Origin of the sequence: Bacillus sp. FJAT-28004 (assembly GCF_001280845.1) — a bacterium.
Classification (GTDB): domain Bacteria; phylum Bacillota; class Bacilli; order Paenibacillales; family Paenibacillaceae; genus Pristimantibacillus.
Genome location: NZ_LGHP01000001.1, coordinates 60,423 through 78,833, shown reverse-complemented (window position 1 = coordinate 78,833; position 18,411 = coordinate 60,423). Strand labels below are relative to the sequence as shown.

The 18,411-nt window shown below is 40.4% G+C and carries 12 protein-coding genes; 2 read left to right on the top strand and 10 right to left on the bottom strand.

Annotated elements, in window-relative coordinates:
- Positions 1–206: 206 nt before the first annotated feature.
- The 3 genes from AC787_RS00335 to AC787_RS00325 form a co-directional block, all read right to left on the bottom strand.
- Positions 207–2,468 (bottom strand): helix-turn-helix domain-containing protein, encoded by a 2,262-nt coding sequence (locus AC787_RS00335; RefSeq protein ID WP_054022967.1) that lies wholly within the window; start codon positions 2,466–2,468, stop codon positions 207–209.
- Between the two features lie 303 nt (positions 2,469–2,771).
- Positions 2,772–5,468, bottom strand: coding sequence for a collagen-like protein (locus tag AC787_RS35010; RefSeq protein WP_054022966.1), 2,697 nt, complete (start codon positions 5,466–5,468; stop codon positions 2,772–2,774).
- A 310-nt stretch (positions 5,469–5,778) separates the two neighbouring features.
- Complete coding sequence (locus AC787_RS00325; RefSeq protein ID WP_054022965.1) at positions 5,779–6,912, bottom strand: hypothetical protein; 1,134 nt, start codon at positions 6,910–6,912, stop codon at positions 5,779–5,781.
- Between the two features lie 201 nt (positions 6,913–7,113).
- Here AC787_RS00325 and AC787_RS00320 point away from each other — a divergent pair, with 201 nt between their 5' ends.
- Positions 7,114–7,791 carry a helix-turn-helix domain-containing protein gene (locus AC787_RS00320; protein ID WP_054022964.1) on the top strand — a complete coding sequence of 226 codons (678 nt, stop codon included), beginning with the start codon at positions 7,114–7,116 and terminating at the stop codon, positions 7,789–7,791.
- Positions 7,749–8,669, top strand: a complete 921-nt coding sequence (locus tag AC787_RS00315) for an IS3 family transposase (protein ID WP_152970554.1) — start codon at positions 7,749–7,751, stop codon at positions 8,667–8,669. Before AC787_RS00320 ends, AC787_RS00315 begins: the two co-directional genes overlap by 43 nt.
- Before the next feature lie 86 nt (positions 8,670–8,755).
- Here the strand turns inward: AC787_RS00315 and AC787_RS00310 are convergent, their stop codons facing one another.
- From AC787_RS00310 to AC787_RS00280, 7 genes are all read right to left on the bottom strand, one after another.
- Positions 8,756–13,696 (bottom strand): S-layer homology domain-containing protein, encoded by a 4,941-nt coding sequence (locus AC787_RS00310; RefSeq protein WP_054022963.1) that lies wholly within the window; start codon positions 13,694–13,696, stop codon positions 8,756–8,758.
- A 350-nt stretch (positions 13,697–14,046) separates the two neighbouring features.
- Positions 14,047–14,577, bottom strand: coding sequence for a GNAT family N-acetyltransferase (locus tag AC787_RS00305; RefSeq protein WP_054022962.1), 531 nt, complete (start codon positions 14,575–14,577; stop codon positions 14,047–14,049).
- A 160-nt stretch (positions 14,578–14,737) separates the two neighbouring features.
- Complete coding sequence (locus AC787_RS00300; RefSeq protein WP_054022961.1) at positions 14,738–15,097, bottom strand: MmcQ/YjbR family DNA-binding protein; 360 nt, start codon at positions 15,095–15,097, stop codon at positions 14,738–14,740.
- A 471-nt stretch (positions 15,098–15,568) separates the two neighbouring features.
- Entirely contained in the window at positions 15,569–16,126 is a 558-nt protein-coding gene (locus tag AC787_RS00295) for a GNAT family N-acetyltransferase (RefSeq protein WP_054026811.1), read from the bottom strand.
- 94 nt (positions 16,127–16,220) lie between these two features.
- The gene (locus tag AC787_RS00290; RefSeq protein ID WP_054022960.1) at positions 16,221–16,778 is read right to left on the bottom strand and encodes a hypothetical protein; all 558 of its coding nucleotides are present in this window, start codon (positions 16,776–16,778) and stop codon (positions 16,221–16,223) included.
- A gap of 40 nt (positions 16,779–16,818) precedes the next feature.
- Positions 16,819–17,313: a hypothetical protein gene (locus AC787_RS00285; RefSeq protein ID WP_054022959.1), complete on the bottom strand. Its 495-nt coding sequence runs from the start codon at positions 17,311–17,313 to the stop codon at positions 16,819–16,821.
- Between the two features lie 200 nt (positions 17,314–17,513).
- Positions 17,514–18,350 (bottom strand): sugar nucleotide-binding protein, encoded by an 837-nt coding sequence (locus AC787_RS00280; RefSeq protein ID WP_063847465.1) that lies wholly within the window; start codon positions 18,348–18,350, stop codon positions 17,514–17,516.
- Positions 18,351–18,411: the final 61 nt, after the last annotated feature.

Below are 18,411 nucleotides of genomic sequence, written 5' to 3'. Positions count from 1 at the left end.
ACAATTACATCTCTTTCATCCCCAATCAAATTGTGTGATTAAATCTAACTACAGCATAGTCTACAGATCCTTCATTGTTAATCAGTCAAACGCTGATTGTATATGCAAATTACGAACTAAAGTGCCATAATATGCTGAATCTTAACAACAATATGCGATTAATGACACAAAAAAAGTCCCCATTTGAGGACTTTTCCAACTACTGCTCACTTCTGTTTTTTCCTGTACTCTCCCGGAGTAAGGCCTGTCATTCCTTTAAACTTTCTAATGAAGCTGGACACATCATAATATCCAACTTTATTAACAACAATTTGCAATGAATCATTGTTGGTTTGCAGCAGTTCCTTAGCCAGATCCATCCTGAGCACATTGACATAGTCTGTTACCGATTGCCCCGTTTGCTCTTTGAAATAGCGGCTAATATAGGACGATGAAACGCCGATGTCCTCTGACATGTTTTGAACCGAGAAGTTAGGCTCACAATAATTGTTCTGCATATAAGCTAATATCCTTGATTTGATATCCGTACTTGAGCTCTTATTGTTCTTTTCGATCGCACTTAGTAGATCCTGGCATATCCTGTTTACTTCCGCTTCCAATTGTTCAACCGTTTCAAACTTAAGTAATGAGATAACATCAGGGTACTTATCCTTATTGATAAAATAGTTGGCTTTCATGCTTAGCATCGTTCGGATAATTGTATTGACGACGTCATAACAAATACTTCTCGCCATTAAAATAGAGATGTTATGATCTTTAATATATTGGGTGATCTTACCCATGCTATCAATTACTGCAGCGGTATCCTCTCGTTTAAGTGCCAATTCGAATTGTTCAAAGTCATTCTTAGGGTAATCATTGATATCGTAGATATTTTCCGGTATATCATTGAAGCAAATAATTTTGTTATTTCCCCAAATCAGCCTATAGTTTATAGCCGTCATTGCTTCCATATACGATTTTCCAATCAGATGCGACTCTTCATACTGATTCCCGATCCCTACTGTAACAGGAAACTCCCACGTATCATAAATTTCTTTTTTTATTACGGCAACATGATCTTGTACATAATTTACTCCCCGTTGATCCGATGCTAATATAACAAGCACTGAATTGTTATCAATCGTTTCATTGACATATCCTTCGAACGCGCTAGACTTTATTTTATCTTCTACATAACTAATTAAACGATCTTTTTGTGAACCATTATCGTGATCGAACCAAAACACCGCCACCGAAAAATATCGCTTTGAGAATGTAAGCTGTATTTCTCGTCCAGCCGCATTAAATTCTTCAATATCTAATATTTGTCCCTTCATAAGCTTAAAGAGCAACAGATTCCGTAATGCCGATTTACTACTCTGCACTTGATCCGACAGTACTTGATTCTTATCCGATAAATGATCTACTACCAGTTGGATAAAATCAAATTCATTACGTGTATTATATTTCTTACCATATCTCGCTTCTGCGGTTTCAATCAGATGCTTGATCGGATTATATTGTTTAATGGATAGATAATATACTATAGCGCTCCCTACTAACAAAACAATTAAAATTAAAGTCATCGCAATATATTTGAATTTAGTTATTTCCTTCATCACTTCACTCGTCGGAATAAGCGTAATATAGGACCAGTTCGAAGTATCAGATGTAACAACAGATCTCAAATACTCATTATGATAGAGGTTTACTTTATCAGAACCTGCTCCAGCTTGAAAAGCTTGAATTTCCTCTTTATATTTTGATTCGTGCATGTACTCTTCATCATACAGCGAAGTTATCATTTGCCCGGTTTCATCTAGTATGATAGTATTTCCAGAGTAATTATCCTGAATTCCACGCATAAGCTCCTTCAGCTTTTTTTCTCTAATTTGAAACATTACAGTCGCGTATGGAGATGGCTCGTATACGGGTATAGGAACGATATAAGTTAGCAAGTTGTCAACTCGCCCACCTTCAATTTGTAGGACAACTTCCTCTGCAGGCCTTAGTATAGGTCTTTCTGCATGATTGATTGTATTTAAGAACTCTTCCAGATTCCAATGTCTATATGTGTATTTATTTTTCAACAAACGAGAAGGCGTGTACGTACTAACAGGTGAATATAATAGATTGTCATCCCGAAAATATAAATAAAGCTCCTCAATAAAACTATTCGAAATACTGTAGCTTTGTAACGAACTTACTGCTTGAATGCCCCCATAACCATTCTTCCTGACCATGTAAGGAGTCAAACTCTCATCTACTGCAATCTGATAAGCAATGTTTCTCATTTCCTGCATTTCATTATCCACAATAGTTTGAACTCGTTTCAGCATCTCCTGATTGTTCTGGATGACATCTTCCTCTAAATAGGTAGAAAAGTAATTAAATACTACGAAACTAATAATCATCAACGGAATCAACAAGACACCTAGATAAGATATGAAGTATTTCAAAAGAAGCTTAGAATTTAATAGTTTCATACATCCTCCCCCTAAAAGTAAGCGCATTCAAAATACAGCTATTACGTAATAGAGTATTGCATTCCATTTATGAATTCATATACAACAATAATAAATAGATTTTATACTCTAGTAGACTCTTAAGCAATCGACAACATTGCTGTTCCAGACAATTTTATTAATAATCCGTCCCCCTTACTTGTCCATTCATCAACATCGGGAGAAGCTAATCACGGAGTTCTGAAAGGTTTTTATTTTCGATTTCGTTAAAAGAAACAGGCTGCGCTCAACAGAGCGCAGCCTTCCCTTCATACATCCTCGTGTCTAATTAACTGCAGGATCTATATTAACTGATCCTGGGAAAAGAAAGGTGACAACAGCATCTGGATTAAATGCAGCTGTTACAATACCATAGTTTTTTATCTCAATAGCGATAGGCGAAGAAATCGAAGGACTTATCCCGTTGATAAGCGTCGTATTAATTAACCGAAGCACACCAGGTGGCTCAGGGCTCATCGCAATCACAGCTGTGTTCGGATCCTGACAGCGATAGAGGCCTTTGAACGTATAGTTCGCAGAGTTAGCACCCGGTAGGTTAACGATATTAATGACTTCCGCCCCAGCCTCCGCTTCGTCTGTATACAATTGAACGAATCCGGTGCTGGAAGTTCTCAGCGCATTGTTTGTTGTGCGAATAAAGTTAATATCTGCAATCAAATTTCCGTCATTGGCAACAATAATGCCTGTTCCAGTAGCAAGCCCGGTGTCATTTCCGATAATGCTGCCATTTACTCTTAATATCCCGGAATTTACAATGATGGCTGCAGCATCAGTCAGGGTTACGCCGCCCACGACTAATAACCTGTCGAAGAACAAGTCTGAGGCCAAGTTAGAGTTATACAGCATACAGATCCCGCCGACTCTGATTTCGTTGATGTCTGCCACAACAAAAGCCGTATCCTGAACAGCAATTCCCGTATAATCTGCCCCACCTTGAATAAGATCACCAACGATTCGGGCATTCGTATTTCCCTCTAGCAAGACAATCGTCCGTTCTGTACTAGGTTGAAAGACTGCTATCTCATTAAATGTAAGAGTGACATTGCCTGCACTCGCCTCTAATGCGCGTGTTCCTAATTGCATTCTGCCAATAGTGCCATTGAAATTTCCACCGGTAACTGCAACACCGATTGAAGAATCCGGAAGGGTGTTGAGCATAAACTCTCCTTGTATATCCATATTACCATTTGTTAAGGAAATCATCTGCAGGGAGGCGCCAGCATCCATGCGATTGAATTCAATATTCGAGTTTCCTGCTTCTTGAAAAATGAGGCTAGTGCCTGGAATACCGAAGACTGAGCTGGAGAAAGAGTTCACGTAACAACGGATGTTGGGATTGATCCCTCCCGGCGTTAAATGAATACAGCTGCCAAAGGCCGAGATCGCATTTACATTCGCTTCAACTTGCCCATCATTAATAAGAAGAGCTGTCTTGAAACCGGTGCCGCTGTCGAAAGTGGAGATGCGCTCTCCAAGCATGTTTAAACTCCCTCCACTTTCTACCGAAATGAGTCCGTTAACAGATCCGGTAATCTCTTGAAAATTCATAAATAAGATGCTGTTATTAGCCACGCGAACCGCAGGAACCGTCGTTCCGTTTGTCGACATCTGCATCACAGTTAAATTATGGTGACCTCCAGTTACGTGATAACAGCCTGTTGAACCTGAAATAAGATCTACCTGTAATCTGCTTTGCCCACCTTGAAGATCAATAGTCGTGTTTACCGTCTGGAAGGAATTCATTACATTGGCATGGATAATTGCTTCTCCATTCTGCATTAGAACACATCTGTCTTGACTAAATACCCTATCGAACTCACCCGTAAAAATAGTATTTCCATTAATTACGAGTGCAGGAGATGGTGAATTAATTACGACTAATATATACGAGTTCAAACTAACCATACTGCCGCTGCCACCTTGAACCGATACTCCTTGTGAAATACCGACCAAGGCTATTGAGTAACTAATAAAAGATCCCATAAAAAGAGGAGAGATATCAAAGATGAAACCTGAATTTGTTTGAATCGTTCTGGATCGCAGGGTGATAATCGACGTCTGGGGCGAGGCGCTATTTGTAACAAAAATCGCTCTGCCACCGCTAGTGATCATCGTTACTTCTAGGTTTATACTAAGTGATCCTGACCCATTAAATAGAATAAGATCTTCCGTACCATTGGTATCATTCGAAATTGCAAAAGCATTCATAAACAGTGTACCGTTCGATATCACAACGGCAGAACCTCCGACGAAACTGTTCGTGACACTCTCTCTCACGTTTATGGTATAATTCCCTCCGCCGAGGAGATTGATCGTATTGCCTACGGTATCGCTCATCGATTCACATTCAAAGTGGATTATGCTAGCTCCTGTGCTCTGAAGAATGGAACTGCCTGCAGCTGTCGCTCCATTGGTTAGAAATTGTCCTTCACCTAGCACGTCAAAGGCGATTGCAGCTCCCAAATCATTGAATAGACTATTTACTGCCGTCACGATTGCTCCCTTTTCAAAGACCCAACTAATTCCATCCTTAGCCAAATTCGTCTCCGTATATGATCCGGGACGTACGACAATTCTCGTTCCGGAGGGGGCTGCGGCAACTGCTGCAGCCCCAGTCCGCCAAGGTTTTGTCTCGTTATCAAGCATTGCTGTAGCATTATTACCATACACTGGATCTACAAATGCGGTTTGATTCACTAATACCTGAGAAGGGCCCGGAGGACCGATCATACCTTGCGGACCTGCCGGACCTTGTATACCGCGAACTCCCCTCCGACCCTGTGAACCAGTTAGACCTTGTATACCACGAGCTCCCTTTTGACCTTGTAATCCGGCTGGACCTTGTATTCCTTGAGGTCCCCTTCGAGCTTTGCAAGCTGGAAAACAGATTTTTATCGGTAACAATCTACAGTTTCCGCTAATCATAGGCTTCTTTGAAAACTTACAATTATTATTAGCCAATCACTCAAACCTCCTAATATTCGATAAACTATTTTTTGAAAAACAAATAATTATACATCCTATGTAGTTGAAGAGAACTTTGAAAAGGCTTATAACTACGGGTGATTTTTAAATATAAAAGAGGTGAGATTAATAGGAGCTTTCATTCGGCGCAGCATGATCTATCGCCATAAATAAAAAAAAGGACCGGTCGCAAACGATGCGAACACGGTCCTTTTTTTTACGATTGTTCCACGGACGGAAAATCAGCGCTCACATCGCAGCAAGATACCCTTACTTTAGTTTTTGTTTGTATGCGGAATCGTATGTATTATATTATTTGACTTCTAAGGTTCCAAGACTCTTCTGCCAATTCAAGCAGTGCCTGAGTGACTAACAACAGATGACTTGATTTTTCTTTCTGGTTTATTCTATCGTCTTCTTCTAAGTTACTAAGCATCTTATCAATAACCATGATAAACCTAAGCGATGCACTCGCAGTAAAACCAAAACGAGCAAGTTTGAAATTCCCATCCCACCCCACATCTCTAAGCCCTTGCAAATAATTTAGAAATAACTCCTCCTTATATTCTGCTACCTTGTTAACTGGGACTTTCTTTTTTAATAACGCATATCCAAACATTCGACCAAGCTCTTCTCCTACACCTGAGATACTTGCAAACTGCCAATCAATCGCTATTAATGAATCGTTGCCATTCAATTGCTCTATAAAAATGTTATCCCAGTGTACGTCTTGATGGGCAAATACACGAGGCAGTAATTCTAATGTCTCTAGCAAGCTGTTTACTCGGTCTCTATTGTTATGATAAAGCTCCCACATAGAGCTCTTACCATTAAAATCATTCAAGCAAGAATCCCAAATAACTTTTTGCTCCTCAATGGGTTTAGCATAAGCAGCACAAACCTCTACCCAAGAACGCATCCAAGTGTGGCATAAAAAAGATTCAGTCGGGAGAGGAGTTCCTTTTATGTAAGCGCCATTGTATTTTCCAAGTAAGTAGGATATTTTACACATGTGCGTGAATGACCAGTCACTTTGGATAGATTCAATAGCTATATCCTCGAGCCAGATCCATACATTTTCATCAGGATGCTCTTCTACTGTATGGAATAAGGGCGCCCTTATACCAAGCGGCAATTGATTCAGTATCCCTGAATGATAGACCAAAGCTTCGCGTTTCCAGTAGTAGTAGTGATCGACTTGATTTCGCATAGAATCGGGTTTTAATATTTTGAGAATCATTGTATAATTTTGCTTTCTATTGTTGTCTAGAACTGTACAAGATATCCTATAGACCGAACTTTCTTCCTTGTTTTTTCCAAGAGGACTACAATTCCACAATAATAACTGTAAACACTTAGAAGGTACAATTCGCCGTAATAGTGACTGTAAGTAATCAGTGTCAATTTTAATTTCTTTTTCCGTTTTTGCGGTTATCATCATTATTAGACCTCTGTTTCTACAAAATATGTATTCATTTAAAATACGTAAAAAGGTACAAGATAGCACTTTCTTCAACCAACAGTTAGACAGCATCAATGAGAACGTTCTAGAAAAATAAGAGCAGATCCACTAATATGATATGCTCCCCCTACGGTAGACAGGTTAAAAAATAAAACCTGTAACTGTAAGGGGAGCTTTTTCATGGTCGGAGGGAAATATAATGCGCTAGAAAAACTCAATATCATTGAAGAAGTTTCTAGTGGAGAGATTGGTTTTCTAGCTGCTGCTAAGAAATATAAGATTAACAATACAACATTGATGAAATGGCAACGTCGCTATAAGCTGTACGGTTATGAAGGGCTGGAGCGCCATACACATAACCGAAGTTATAGTGCTGAACTCAAGCTTCAAGCAGTGAAAGATTACCTTGAGGGGAAATTGTCTAAGTACCAGATCATCGATAAATACAAGATCTCCAGCACAACACAGCTCTCCGAATGGATAAAGAAGTATAATGGTCATAGCAGCTTAAAAACCTACAAAGGGGAAGCAAAAGCTATGACAAAAGGTCGCTCTACAACATGGCAGGAACGGATAGAGATCGTCCAGTATTGCCTAACRAATCAGCATGACTACCAAAAGACAGCGGGACAATTTCAGGTCTCTTACCAGCAAGTATATCAATGGGTGAAGAAGTTTGAAGATGGTGATCAGGAAGCATTAAAAGATGGCCGTGGGAGAAAGAAAGCTCTAGAAGAGTTAACGGAGGCCGATCAACAGAAACTCAAGATGAAGCAAATGGAGCACGAAATTGAACGCCTTCGGGCCGAAAATGCATTCTTAAAAAAGTTAGAGGAACTCGAAAGAAGGCGACGCTAGGACATATTCGACAGGAAACGGTCTATCTCGCCATTCAAGCGCTTCATAAGGATGAGTCATTAAGTATACAGCTTCTCTGTGAAATTGCGGGAATTGCACGCTCGAGCTATTACAAATGGCTAAATCGCAAACCCAGCGCTTGCGAGCTGGAGAATGAGCAGTTGACACAGGTAATGCTATCCATCTACGAGAAAGTGGAGCGTACCTTCGGATACCGCCAATTGACTCTGCATATGCGCAAGCAAACCGGAAAAACGATCAACCATAAACGTGTATACCGGTTGATGAAGCTAAGGGGTATTCAGTCTGTAATTCGCAGGAAGAGAGCGAAATATGTGCGCTCCACTCCGCAGCAAGTGGCGGAGAATATGTTAAACCGTAAGTTTGAGGCTACAGCACCAAATGAGAAGTGGGTCACGGATGTGACCGAATTCAAATATGGACATGGTCAAAAAGCGTATTTAAGCGCTATTCTAGATCTCCATGATAAATCCATCGTCTCCTATGTTCTGGGACATTCCAATAACAATCCGTTAGTATTTCAGACGTTGAAGCAAGCCTTGCAAGCAGCTCCAGGAAGCAAACCAATGCTTCACAGTGATCGTGGATTTCAATACACATCGTTGGACTTCAAAAAGCTCTTGGACAAAAATGAGCTGTTTCAGAGCATGTCTCGAGTTGGTCGATGCATCGATAACGGCCCAATGGAATCCTTCTGGGGGACTCTAAAATGTGAGAAGTACTATTTACACAAGTACGAAACCTTTCAGGATCTCAAGAAGGACGTCGAGAACTACATCCATTTTTACAATAACGAACGATTACAAGCAAAATTAAACGGCCTTAGTCCAATGGAATTTAGGAACAAGGCCGCTTAACTGATTTTTATTATTTGTACTGTCTACTTGACGGGGTGCAGTTCAATAAGGATCTGCTCTTTCTATGTTTTTTCTGTAATTAAGTCCTAATCGCCGAAGAACTGATTTTTATCTTTTCCAGTAATGGATAACGTTATATCTGCAGAGTTTGAGACAAGTTTGAATTGATTCTCGTTTACTTTTTCTGCTGTGGCGGACACTGATGCTAACTTTAGTTGATCATTTAGATCACTAACCAAGTCAGCCATGTCGGTATACCGCCGTTTTAATAAAATTGTTGCTATTTTCACACCATCACTAATGATAAAAGTACGGTTCTTGGTGTGATCGTCCGTCCCGGTGTAATAGCTATTTTGAAAGAAGAATGACCAATCCTTCCCACCTAATGTAATAGAAGCAGCTGACCCGGTTTTGAAGGTAGATATAAAGAATGTGTCTCCAAATCCGACTCCATTTACTGTCCGTTTCCCTAGGTCGATTCCATGTGCATTACAGTAGTCTTGAATAAAACTATCTACCGCCGAGCCCACCACCTGTCCAGTAGTAAATCCATTCAACGGAATATTCCAGGTCAGATCAACGGGTATTGTAACAGTCCCATCACTTATAGTGAAATGCTTAGGGTTACTTTTGAAATCTGTTGAGGTTATAATTTTGCTTTCTTCTCTGGCTTGTGTAGCACCTACGGTTGAGAAGTCAAAAGTTGTTATGGCTTTACTTGTAATAGTCTCAGGTTCACTATTCTCAGATTTAACATTAATTGTAAACTCTCTCGTATCAGAAATGGTTCCTGAGGTAATTGTCGCTATGAGCACTATGTCAGTATTAGCTGTTAATCCTGCACGTTTAATACTCCCATTCGAAACATCTACAATCGATGATTGCGTTGAATCTTTTAATATCCAAGTAACAGCGGCGCCATCTTGAATGATTGGCAATATGACTTTATCATCGATTCCATTGTACGATACATTTAAATTCCCTTTAGCTATTGCTACTTCTACCAAATCAATAGCTGCCTCCGCATCTGTCAACTTAGTGATATCCCCTACCAACGTCTTCTGGGCATCGGTTAAAGCTTCATAATCCGTACGGGCTTTAGTTACAGCTGCTTTGTTCACTAGCGTTATATCCGCTTTTGCGGGCAAGGCTGCAATTTCGGCTTTCACCGGGTTTGCTGCTGCTAGATCTGCTGCTGCTAGAGCCTCCAGCTCAACGATAGCTGCCTCCGCATCTGTCAACTTCGTGATATCCCCTACCAACGTCTTCTGGGCAGCGGTTAAAGCTTCATAATCCGTACGGGCTTTAGTTACAGCTGCTTTGTTCACTAGCGTTATATCCGCTTTTGCGGGCAAGGCTGCGATTTCGGCTTTCACCGGGTTTGCTGCTGCTTGATCTGCTGCTGCTTGAGCCTCCAGTTCAACAATGGCTGCCTCCGCATCTATCAACTTCGTGATATCCCCTACCAACGTCTGCTGGACAGCGGTTAAAGCTTCATAATCCGTACGGGCTTTAGTTACAGCTGCTTTGTTCACTAGCGTTATATCCGCTTTTGCAGGCAAGGCTGCGATTTCAGCTTTCACCGAATTTGCTGCTGCTTGATCTGCTGCTGCTTGAGCCTCCAACTCAACAATAGCTGCCTCCGCATCCGTCAACTTAGTGATATCCCCTACCAACGTCTGCTGGACAACGGTTAAAGCATCAAAATCCGTACGTGCTTTAGTTACAGCTGCTTTGTTCATTAGCGTTATATCCGCTTTTGCAGGCAAGGCTGCAATTTCGACTTTCACCGAGTTTGCTGCTGCTAGATCTGCTGCTGCTTGAGTCTCCAATTCAACAATGGCTGCCTCCGCATCGGTCAACTTCGTAATATCCCCTACCAACGTCTTCTGGGCAGCGGTTAAAGCTTCATAATCCGTACGCGCCTTAGTTACAGCTGCTTTGTTCACTAGCGTTATATCCGCTTTTGCAGGCAAGGCTACAATTTCGGCTTTCACCGGGTTTGCTGCTTCTTGATCTGCTGCTGCTTGAGTCTCCAATTCAACAATGGCTGCCTCCGCATCTGTCAACTTCGTGATATCCCCTACCAACGTCTTCTGGGCAGCGGTTAAAGCTTCATAATCGGTACGTGCTTTAGTTACAGCTGCTTTGTTCACTAGAGTTATATCCGCTTTTGCGGGCAAGGCTGCAATTTCGGCTTTCACCGGGTTTGCTGCTGCTAGATCTGCCGCTGCTTGAGCCCCCAATTCAACAATGGCTGCCTCCGCATCTGTCAACTTAGTGATATCCCCTACCAACGTCTGCTGGACAGCGGTTAAAGCATCAAAATCCGTACGTGCTTTAGTTACAGCTGCTTTGTTCACTAGCGTTATATCCGCTTTTGCAGGCAAGGCTGCGATTTCGGCTTTCACCGGGGTTGCTGCTGCTAGATCTGCTGCTGCTTGAGCCTCCAGTTCAACAATAGCTACCTCCGCATCTATCAACTTAGTAATATCCCCTACCAACGTCTTTTGGACAGCGGTTAAAGCTTCATAATCCGTACGGGCTTTAGTTACGGCTGCTTTGTTCACTAGCGTTATATCCGCTTTTGCGGGCAAGGCTGCGATTTCGGCTTTCACCAGGTTTGCGGCTGCTTGATCTGCTGCTGCTTGAGCCTCCAGTTCAACAATAGCTGCCTCCGCATCTATCAACTTTGTGATATCCCCTACCAACGTCTTTTGGACAGCGGTTAAAGCATCAAAATCCGTACGTGCTTTAGTTACAGCTGCTTTGTTGACTAAAGTTATATCCGCTTTTGCGGGCAAGGCTGCGATTTCGGCTTTCACCAGGTTTGCGGCTGCTTGATCTGCTGCTGCTTGAGCCTCCAGTTCAACAATAGCTGCCTCCGCATCTATCAACTTTGTGATATCCCCTACCAACGTCTGCTGGACAGCGGTTAAAGCATCAAAATCCGTACGTGCTTTAGTTACAGCTGCTTTGTTCACTAGAGTTATATCCGCTTTTGCAGGCAGGGCTGCGATTTCGGCTTTCACCAAATTTGCTGCTGCTTGATCTGCTGCTGCTTGAGCCTCCAATTCAACAATAGCTGCCTCCGCATCTATCAACTTTGTGATATCCCCTACCAACGTCTGCTGGACAGCGGTTAAAGCATCAAAATCCGTACGTGCTTTAGTTACAGCTGCTTTGTTCACTAGAGTTATATCCGCTTTTGCAGGCAGGGCTGCGATTTCGGCTTTCACCAAATTTGCTGCTGCTTGATCTGCTGCTGCTTGAGCCTCCAATTCAACAATAGCTGCCTCCGCATCTATCAACTTTGTGATATCCCCTACCAACGTCTGCTGGACAGCGGTTAAAGCATCAAAATCCGTACGTGCTTTAGTTACAGCTGCTTTGTTCACCAGAGTTATATCCGCTTTTGCGGGCAAGGCTGCGATTTCGGCTTTCACCGGGTTTGCTGCTGCTTGATCTGCTGCTGCTTGAGCCTCCAATTCAACAATGGCTGCCTCCGCATCTGTCAACTTCGTGATATCCCCTACCAACGTCTTCTGGACAGCGGTTAAAGCATCATAATCCGTACGTGCTTTAGTTACGGCTGCTTTGTTCACTAACGTTATATCCGCTTTTGCAGGCAAGGCTGCGATTTCGGCTTTCACCGGGTTTGCTGCTTCTTGATCTGCTGCTGCTTGAGCCTCCAATTCAACAATAGCTGCCTCCGCATCTATCAACTTCGTGATATCCCCTACCAACGTCTTCTGGTCAGCGGTTAAAGCATCATAATCCGTACGTGCTTTAGTTACGGCTGCTTTGTTCACTAGCGTTATATCCGCTTTTGCAGGCAAGGCTGCGATTTCGGCTTTCACCGGGTTTGCTGCTTCTTGATCTGCTGCTGCTTGAGCCTCCAATTCAACAATAGCTGCCTCCGCATCTATCAACTTCGTGATATCCCCTACCAACGTCTTCTGGTCAGCGGTTAAAGCATCATAATCCGTACGTGCTTTAGTTACGGCTGCTTTGTTCACTAGCGTTATATCCGCTTTTGCAGGCAAGGCTGCGATTTCGGCTTTCACCGGGTTTGCTGCTTCTTGATCTGCTGCTGCTTGAGCCTCCAATTCAACAATAGCTGCCTCCGCATCTATCAACTTTGTGATATCCCCTACCAACGTTTTCTGGGCAGCGGTTAAAGCATCAAAATCCGTACGTGCTTTAGTTACAGCTGCTTTGTTCACTAGAGTTATATCCAATTTTACGGGCAAGGCTGCAATTTCGGCTTTCACCGGGTTTGCTGCTTCTTGATCTGCTGTATTTTCAGGAATCCCTCCACCGCCTGGTGTAGGAGTTGGTGTCGGAACTGGTGTTGGCGTTGGTGTCACAGGTGGCTTGGATTCTTGTTCATCGACCTTAGTCTTTTCGGCCAAAAACTTAGAAGCGACCAAAGCTACATCTTGACGACTTGCTTGATTAGCTGGGCCGAAAGTGCCATCGGGATTTCCCTTCATAAGTCCGAATTCAACAGCAGCACCAACTGCGTCTTTGGCCCAGCTGGCGATTGAACTAGCATCAGAAAATTTTAAATTTTGACCTTTTCCAGCGCTGTTAACACCTAGTGCCTTCACGAAAATTACAGCCATTTGCTCACGGGTGATGTTTTGATTGATGCCAAAAGTTCCATCACCCATGCCTTTAAACAGGCCCGCTTTAACAACGGCTTCTACAGCAGCAAAGGCATAATTGCTTTTTTGGACATCTTTGAATGTAGCTAATTGTGGAGGATTGCTAAGGTCCAGTTTGAGAGCCCTCGCCAGTATAATAGCAAAGTCCTGCCGCTGGATATTACTTGTCGGGTTGAATTTACCGTCACCAGTACCATTGATAATTCCTTTCTCTACTAGCTCAATAATGGCATCTTTGGCATAGCTGTTTGAAATATCGGTCAAGGATACCTCTGCGGATGCATGTGGAATCAGCGCGCTGAGTAAAGCAGCTGTAGATAGGATAGATAATGATTTAGCTTTAAAATTCTTCTTCATATTTATCTCCTTAAATGATTTAATTTCAGGTGATTAATGTTTTCTAGTAGGTGGATATAAATTCTCTTGAACTACTGTATTTATCGGCTAATCATCTAAGTTAAATGATACTAATAGAATAAATAAACAACATCACTTTTTCTCATAAAAAAAGCCCTTAGATATGTATTTCGTTATCGTGCTGGTTAGATGAACAGGCCGCCGAATTATCGACAGCCTGTTGTCATTATATTCCCTTAGTTAGATGTGACGAAGGAATGATAGGGCTCCACCCGCTCCTCCATGTCTTCTTCTCTCATACTTACCATAGGGTGAAATCCTGCGAATTCATGAGTCTAAGTGAGGAAAATTCAATCTGATATTAATTTTGAATAGATATTGAGATCGTTAAACTTTCCGTCTACTCTTTCATATTGTCTTAGTGTTCCTTCAAACGTAAAGTTTAGCTTTTGTAAAAGTTTTATTGAATTCACGTTTTCGGGTTCAACTTTTGCTTCGATTCGATTCATCTTTAAAGATGAGAATGCGTAATCTAACAAAGAAGAGATAGCTTCTGAAGCATATCCTCTTCCCCAAAATGATTTAGCAATGTCATATCCAATTTCTGCTTTTGCATTTTCAATATCCAAGGAATTATAACCACAAGAACCTATGATTTCATTGGATTCTATTTTAATGATGGAGAAACGAATAGCTTTGCCGTCTTGAGAAAGGTCATCAAGGAGAGTAATCATTTCTTTTGCTTGATTTTCATTAGTAAAACAACTAACATTCATAAATTTAGTAACATCTGGATCAGACCAAATTTTAAACAAGCTAGACGAATCCGATACCTTCATTTTTCTCAAATATAAACGTTCAGTGTGTAACTCTGTAATCAATACTTTTACCTCCATTATATTTTAATAGTTAGGTTGAAAATATTGACATCTGCGCATAGTTCAGTCCCTTCATTTTTGAAGATAGTTTCATTATACAAGAGGTTATAGGCTTTAACTACGTCCATTTACCGTTCCGGTCAGTTGTTACGCCATTGATCAGTTAGTTCATTTCCAGTATAGATTCTCGGAGGCTCTTAGGAAGATTTTTGAAAACCAATTCGTAAGAATGATCAATCATTTCAAAAACATCCGATTCTGGCAAGGAGCCATCGATCGTAATTGAATTCCAGTTCTTTTTGTTCATGTGGTACCCTGGTCGAACGGTCTCATGTTGCTCTCTTAAGTTTTCCGCAATCACCGGGTCACATTTTAGGTTTAAGCGAAAATAATCCCCTTTGTCCTCAAAAATAAGCGCGAACATTTTATCGGCAACTTTGATCACCAATGGAGTGAATCCGAAGGGATAATCTTTAGTCGCTCCTTTCTTCTTTAAACAGTATTCGATGATACTATTCTCCAAATTAGCACCTCTCCTTCGCCGATAACAACACATTCATTATGGCTTGTATATCATTATTATAACTTAATGTAGCCCAACCATTACTGCCCGTTAACTTTCATCTCCATCCCAATTGTTAAGCCACCAGAAGAACGAGCATATATTTCGGTAGTCCATAAACATAGGAATTTGCTGTAACCAGTAATTATCGAGGGCATTGTGCTTAAAATATCCTGTTAGGAAATCATTCAGAAAGCGCCTTGAGAATTCATTTTAGATTTCCGATCATCTGATGGAGATCCCCACCAGTTCGCATGGAAATTTATAGACTTATCTTTTTCGCTCGATTAAGCTAATAATGAAGTGCAAGGTTATTTTCCTAATGTTGATAATTATACTTAAACATTAAAAAGCTACCATTCGATAAATGGTAGCTTTTATTTCTATTTTTTATAGACGCTGCCCCATCAACTCCAAATTTTATGCTTTGTGTTACTCAAACATCAAATACCAATATATCGCGATTTCATTGCTTTGTTTATCTATGCCTTTATAAACTTGAAGATCAAACCCGCCTATTACAAAACCACAGCTTTCGTAGAATTTGCATGCCCTAACGTTGTTGCTTTGCGTCTCGAGCATGATCCCAGGCAGTCCACTAGCCATTGCCCAGCTCTTGGCCTGTTCAATAAGTTTTCGGCCTACCCCATATCTTCTGTAATTTGTGTCTACTTTTATGTCCTCAATATAGGCGTATTTGTTCCAGTTTCTTTTCAATATGATTTGACCTACTACTTGGTCCCCCACGAATGCCAAATATATGATTTGATCCGGGTTATCGATGTACCTTGAGTTATCTGTGTCCGTTTCTTCTTCAAGATGTTCGTCGTCGGAGTAATTTTTCTTATAGCTTGGTATCTCTTTCACCATGTATTCGATTCGCGGACCTATCAAGGACAGGACAAGGGTGCTATCAACGGTAAAGCTGCCATCCAAGTCAATCTGCATGTCTTGCTCCCCGGCCATCATTTCCCTGATAAAGATATACATACTCATTTAATCGCTTCCTTACACAAATGATTTACAGGTTATTTCAACTATTATAAACCGTTAGCTGCCAATTGTTATTGCATCGTATCCATAGTTAATTTAGGTTAATTTCCTTTTTACCATCTTTTGAATCAAAAATCACTTTCTTTTCATTTAGCCAGTTAGGATGATCAAAACCTAATGCTTTCTTTGCATTTGGATAACTTTCATGATCACGAACCATAATTGCTAGATCCGGTGCAGCTATTTTATTAATTAGAAGACCATGGAAGCACTTTTGATAAAATTCAAAAAAATAATTACTTTCTCCTAATGTTGCCACTCGGTGTTTTATAATTAAAGTTTCCGCCCCTTTAGGGGAGTCTAAATATTCGTAATCCCAATTCATAAATAAAAATCCAATATGAAATATAATTAAAAAAATGGTCAATATCGTTATGGGTATGAAAAGAACCCTTTTTTTAGTTGCAAAACACATTAGCATTAAGTAAAAGATGTTAAATAGAATAGGAATACTCCATACCGATGAATTAAAATAAACCAAATAATATTGATTGATGCTCAATATAATTAATACTGCATCGAATAGTAGTAATAACATTAGGAAAATCAAAATAATCTTCTTATTTGTTTTTGTACCTCCTCGCTGCATACATACTCAACTCCTTAGTCGAATCATTCATTATCCTCTCTTATTGCGTCCATTCCATGATGTGCATTCGTTTCTTTTCTAAATTAAAAACGGTTATAACGTAGCTGCCGTCATCTTTCTTTTTGTAGAAATATAAATCATCTACTCCGTACTCAGTTGGATGATCTCGATATAAACCTTCATATTTCTCTTTCTGATCTGGATAAATTTCTATAACAGACTCTTTGAAGCGTGACACTAGCCCATCAATGACATTAACGTATTCTTCGTTTATTGGCTGCCAAAATTGTTCTTTTTCCATTTTTTTCATTTGTTTTTCGGTGTATGCCAAAATAAAGTACCCTTCCCCATCTCCGTTAAAACTTGGCTGACTTTCAAAAACAACTTTTATTTCATCAGGTTTCGAGATAGTTATTCCCCATTTATTTTCCCATGCAGCATAGTATGTACCATATTTTTCATACGCGAGATATCCTGTTCCGATAACTATTATGAGAATGACAACACTGCATATCGCTATTGTTTTTATTTTCATTGTTTATTGTCCTCCTGTCCCTGCATTTGGGCTATGCTTTACACTCTCCTCTACTCTGTCTTTAATCAAATGATAAAGGTGAAAAATCTTTTAAAAAAGAGAAAGTATTCTGCTCAAAATTTCCTATTATTGGATTCTGTTGAGTCTGCCCATTAAAAAAAGGGCTACCCTACGGCAGCCCTATCATTTTCAAACTATAGTTACTCGTTAGTTGAATAATTACCCAATAAGAAAGATATAATCTCATCATTCGTATATTGCAGAGCGCCTGCCAGATCATCGCGATTTGAACTCAGTTGAAAATAATATGTAGCATCATGATCCTGATATAAATGATCTCGCAATAGGCTCTTTTCACTTCCTAATTCACTTAAAATCTGTTCATAAAATTGTCCCTGAGTCATCAAGTCCGCTGAGCCTAAATGAAATATTCCTTTTAGCTCTTTTTCAATAATGAAGCGCAGCTGCTTCGCTAATGAAACATCCAAAAGATGGTTGCAGACTAGATTGCCGTAAACATCTATCTCTTTATTATTTTCAATACTATCTTTTATCGTGTTCCATCTCGGAGAATTCTTACCCCATATCGCGGGTATTCTGACAATCATCACTCGTTCATTCAAAATTTCTCTGAGCATGTTTTCACATTCAATTTTGAATTTCCCATAATCTGATTCGGAAATAGGTATATCTGTCTCAAAATGGGGTCTTGAAAAATCACCATCAAATACATTAGTGGTTGAAAAATAATACATTCGGCTATTATTATGTGCTAATTCCATAGCCAATTCTTTATGGAATGTATACTGTTGATCAAATTCTCCTCTTAAGCAAGAAATCACAATATCGGGTTTAATCGAACGTATCATTTCCTTCAGTTCATCGATTTGCTGAACATCTAATTTATACTGCTTATCGTTAGAAAGACTAGTAAACGAAGAAGAATATGTCCCATATAGATCAAACCCATTTTTAAACTCATCGATTAAAGCTTTCCCAACAAGACCACTTGCACCTAGTATAAGTACCTTTTGCAATATAAATCCCCTCCTCTAAAACTCCTTTATTAGAAAACGATCCATAACTTAAAAAAGATAC

Excerpts from the sequence above, each read along its gene's own strand:
- AC787_RS00310 (WP_054022963.1), bottom strand. The coding sequence starts at position 13,696 with ATGAAGAAGAATTTTAAAGCTAAATCATTATCTATCCTATCTACAGCT.
- AC787_RS00285 (WP_054022959.1), bottom strand. The coding sequence starts at position 17,313 with ATGAAAATAAAAACAATAGCGATATGCAGTGTTGTCATTCTCATAATA.
- AC787_RS00290 (WP_054022960.1), bottom strand. The coding sequence starts at position 16,778 with ATGCAGCGAGGAGGTACAAAAACAAATAAGAAGATTATTTTGATTTTC.
- AC787_RS00325 (WP_054022965.1), bottom strand. The coding sequence starts at position 6,912 with ATGATGATAACCGCAAAAACGGAAAAAGAAATTAAAATTGACACTGAT.
- AC787_RS00295 (WP_054026811.1), bottom strand. The coding sequence starts at position 16,126 with ATGTATATCTTTATCAGGGAAATGATGGCCGGGGAGCAAGACATGCAG.
- AC787_RS00335 (WP_054022967.1), bottom strand. The coding sequence starts at position 2,468 with ATGAAACTATTAAATTCTAAGCTTCTTTTGAAATACTTCATATCTTAT.